The 3,133-nt window shown below is 70.7% G+C and carries 2 protein-coding genes; both read left to right on the top strand.

Going from position 1 to position 3,133, the window contains the following annotated elements; genetic code table 11:
- On the top strand, positions 1 to 342 hold a 342-nt coding region (locus ACIBB8_RS37730), incomplete at its 5' end, for a phosphopantetheine-binding protein (RefSeq protein WP_398959917.1).
- On the top strand, positions 342 to 3,133 hold a 2,792-nt coding region (locus ACIBB8_RS37725), incomplete at its 3' end, for an amino acid adenylation domain-containing protein (RefSeq protein WP_398959915.1). The genes ACIBB8_RS37730 and ACIBB8_RS37725, both read left to right, overlap by 1 nt.

The raw sequence follows: 3,133 nt of genomic DNA, 5'->3' as shown, positions 1-3,133 counted from the left end.
ACCGTGAACGGCAAGCTGGACCGCAAGGCCCTGCCCGCCCCTGAATACACCGCTACCAGCAGCCGAGGGCCGGCCAACGCCCGCGAGGAAATCCTGTGCGCTGCTTTCGCCCAAATCCTCGGCCTGGAGAGCGTGGGCGTGGACGACGACTTCTTCCGGCTCGGCGGGCATTCCCTGTTGGCCATGGAGCTCGTCAGCTCGATCCGAGAGGCCCTCGGGATCGACGTACGTATCGCAGACATATTCGAGGCACCGACGGCGGCCGGGCTCGCGCGTCTGGTCGGAGACCAAAAATCAGCTAGGCCGGCATTGCGGCCGATGCGTCGCCAGGAGGAGTCCTGATGATCCCGTTGTCGTTCGCGCAGCGCCGGTTGTGGTTCATCCAGCAGCTGGAGGGACCGAGCGCCACGTACAACATCCCGGTCGCACTGAGGCTGTCGGGCGCAGTGGACCGGCAGGCGCTGGCCGCCGCGTTACGCGATGTGCTCGGCCGGCACGAGGTGCTGCGCACGGCCTTCCCCGTCGAAGGCGGAGAGCCCTACCAGCGCGTCCTCGGTCTGCAGGACCTGGATTGGGAGCTCCAGGTGGTGGAGGTGGCACCGGAGGAGCTGGACGGCGCCGTCGCCGCCGCGGCGGGGCATGCCTTCGACCTGTCCGTGGACGTGCCCGTCCGGGCGTGGCTGTTCGCGGCCGGGCCGGACGAGCATGTGCTGACGCTGGTCGTGCACCACATCGCGGGGGACGGCTGGTCGATGCGACCGCTGGCCCAGGACGTCTCCGTGGCGTACGCAGCGCGGTGTGCGGGCCGGGCACCGGAGTGGGAGCCGCTGCCCGTCCAGTACGCGGACTACACCCTGTGGCAGCAGGAACTCCTTGGCGCGGAGGACGACCCGCAGAGCTTGTTGAACCGTCAGATCGGCTACTGGCGTGAGGCGTTGGACGGAGCTCCCCAGGAGCTGGCGCTTCCGTTCGATCGGCCGCGCCCTGTGGCCGCCAGCCATCAGGGGCACAGCGTTCCGCTCGACATCCCGGCCGATGTCCACGCGCAGCTCGCGAAGCTGGCCCGTGACGAGCGCGTGACGGTGTTCATGGTGCTGCAGGCGGCCCTCTCGGTGCTGCTCTCCCGGCTGGGCGCGGGCAGGGACATCCCCATCGGGTCCGCGATCGCCGGGCGTACCGATGCGGCTTTGCGCGACCTCGTCGGTTTCTTCGTCAACACACTGGTGCTGCGAACGGACCTGTCGGGCGACCCGACGTTCCGTGAGGTGCTGGCGCGGGTGCGTGCGGCGAGCCTCGGGGCGTACGCGCATCAGGACGTGCCGTTCGAGCGGCTCGTCGAGGAGCTGGCACCGGCCCGCTCCCTCTCCCGTCACCCCCTTTTCCAGGTGATGCTCACGCTCCAGAACACCGCCGAAGCGGTGGTGGATCTTCCCGGTCTCAGGACCGAGGAGATGACGGCGGAGCTGTCGGCGGTGAAGTTCGACGTCTCCGTGAGCCTGGGTGAGGTCTTCGACGACGAGGGCGAGCCGGTGGGAATCCGTGGATCCCTGACCGTGGCGGCGGACCTGTTCGACATGGAGAGCGCCGAGCGGCTGGCGCAGCGCTGGGCACAGGTGCTGGAGCTGCTGTCCGCCCGTCCGCAGACCCGGCTCCGCGAGGTCGACGTGCTGAGCGCGGACGAGCGGCGGCAGGTGCTCGCCGAATGGAACGACACCGCGGCCGGCGCGCCCGAGCTGTCGGTGCCGGAACTCTTCGAGGCGCACGCCGTGCGGACACCGGATGCGCTGGCCCTCGTGGCGGACGGCCTGGAGGTGAGCTACGCCGAGCTGGACGAGCGCACGAACCGGCTGGCCCGGTACCTGGTGGGCCGTGGTGTGGTTCCGGAGTCGGTGGTGGCGCTGTGCCTGCCGCGCGGCATCGAGATGATCTACGCGATCCTGGCGGTCTGGAAGGCCGGGGGCGCGTACCTCCCCGTCGACGTGGAGCTGCCGGCGGAGCGGATCGTGTTCATGCTGGCCGACAGCGGCGCCCAGATGCTGCTGGGCACGCGGGATGTGCTCGACGTCCTGCCCGCCGACGAGGTGCCCGCCGTGGTGGCTCTGGACGACCCGGCCGTCATGGCCGAGGTCGCGCAGTCCCCGGCCACCGCTCCGGGAACACCCACGTCCTCCGCGCGGCTGGCGTACGTGATCTACACGTCCGGCTCGACGGGACGTCCTAAGGGCGTCGCGGTCACGCACGACTCCTTGGCCAACTACGTGTCCTCGGTGCCGGCCCGGGTCGGCTTCGGGGAGCCCGGCGGCCGTTACGCGCTCCTCCAGGCCCAGGTGACCGACCTCGGCAACACCGTGGTGTTCGCCAGCCTCGCCACGGGCGGCCGGCTGCACGTCCTGGACGAGCGGGCCGTGACCGATCCGGCGGCGGTGGCGGAATATCTGGCGGCCAACGCCATCGACTACGTGAAGGCGGTCCCCTCGCATCTGGCGGCGCTGACCGCGGCCGGCGGTGCGGCGGGCCTGCTGCCGGCCCGCTCATTGGTGCTGGGCGGAGAGGCCGCGTCGCTCCCGTGGGTGCGGGAACTGCTCTCGGCGGCCGGAGACCGAGGGGTCTTCAACCACTACGGCCCCACCGAGACCACCATCGGTGTGGCCACCGGACGCTTCTCCGACATGCTGCCTGCCGACGGCACCACGCCCGACCGCATGCCGCTGGGCACCCCCCTCGGGACACCTATCGCCAACACGCGGCTGTACGTCCTGGACGAGTCACTCGCTCCCGTGGCGCCCAAAGTCGTCGGGGAGCTGTACGTCGCCGGTGCCGCACTCGCCCGGGGGTATGTGCGCCGTGCCGGGCTGACCGCCGAGCGGTTCGTGGCGTGCCCGTTCGGTGGCGTGGGCGAGCGGATGTACCGGACCGGCGACCGAGCCCGCTGGACGGCGGAGGGGAATCTGGAGTACGTCGGCCGGGTCGATGAGCAGGTGAAGGTCCGTGGTTTCCGTATCGAGCCCGGTGAGATCGAGGCGGTGCTGGCCGCTGACGAGCGGGTGGCGCAGGTCGTTGTGGTGGTACGGGAGGACACGTCCGGCGACAAGCGTCTGGTCGCCTATGTCGTCCCGGTGGGTGGGGGTGACGC

This window comes from Streptomyces sp. NPDC051286 (assembly GCF_044455345.1).
Taxonomy (GTDB): Bacteria; Actinomycetota; Actinomycetes; order Streptomycetales; family Streptomycetaceae; genus Streptomyces.
The sequence above is the reverse complement of the archived record's forward strand: the minus strand, read 5'-3'. Positions and strand labels throughout refer to the sequence as shown.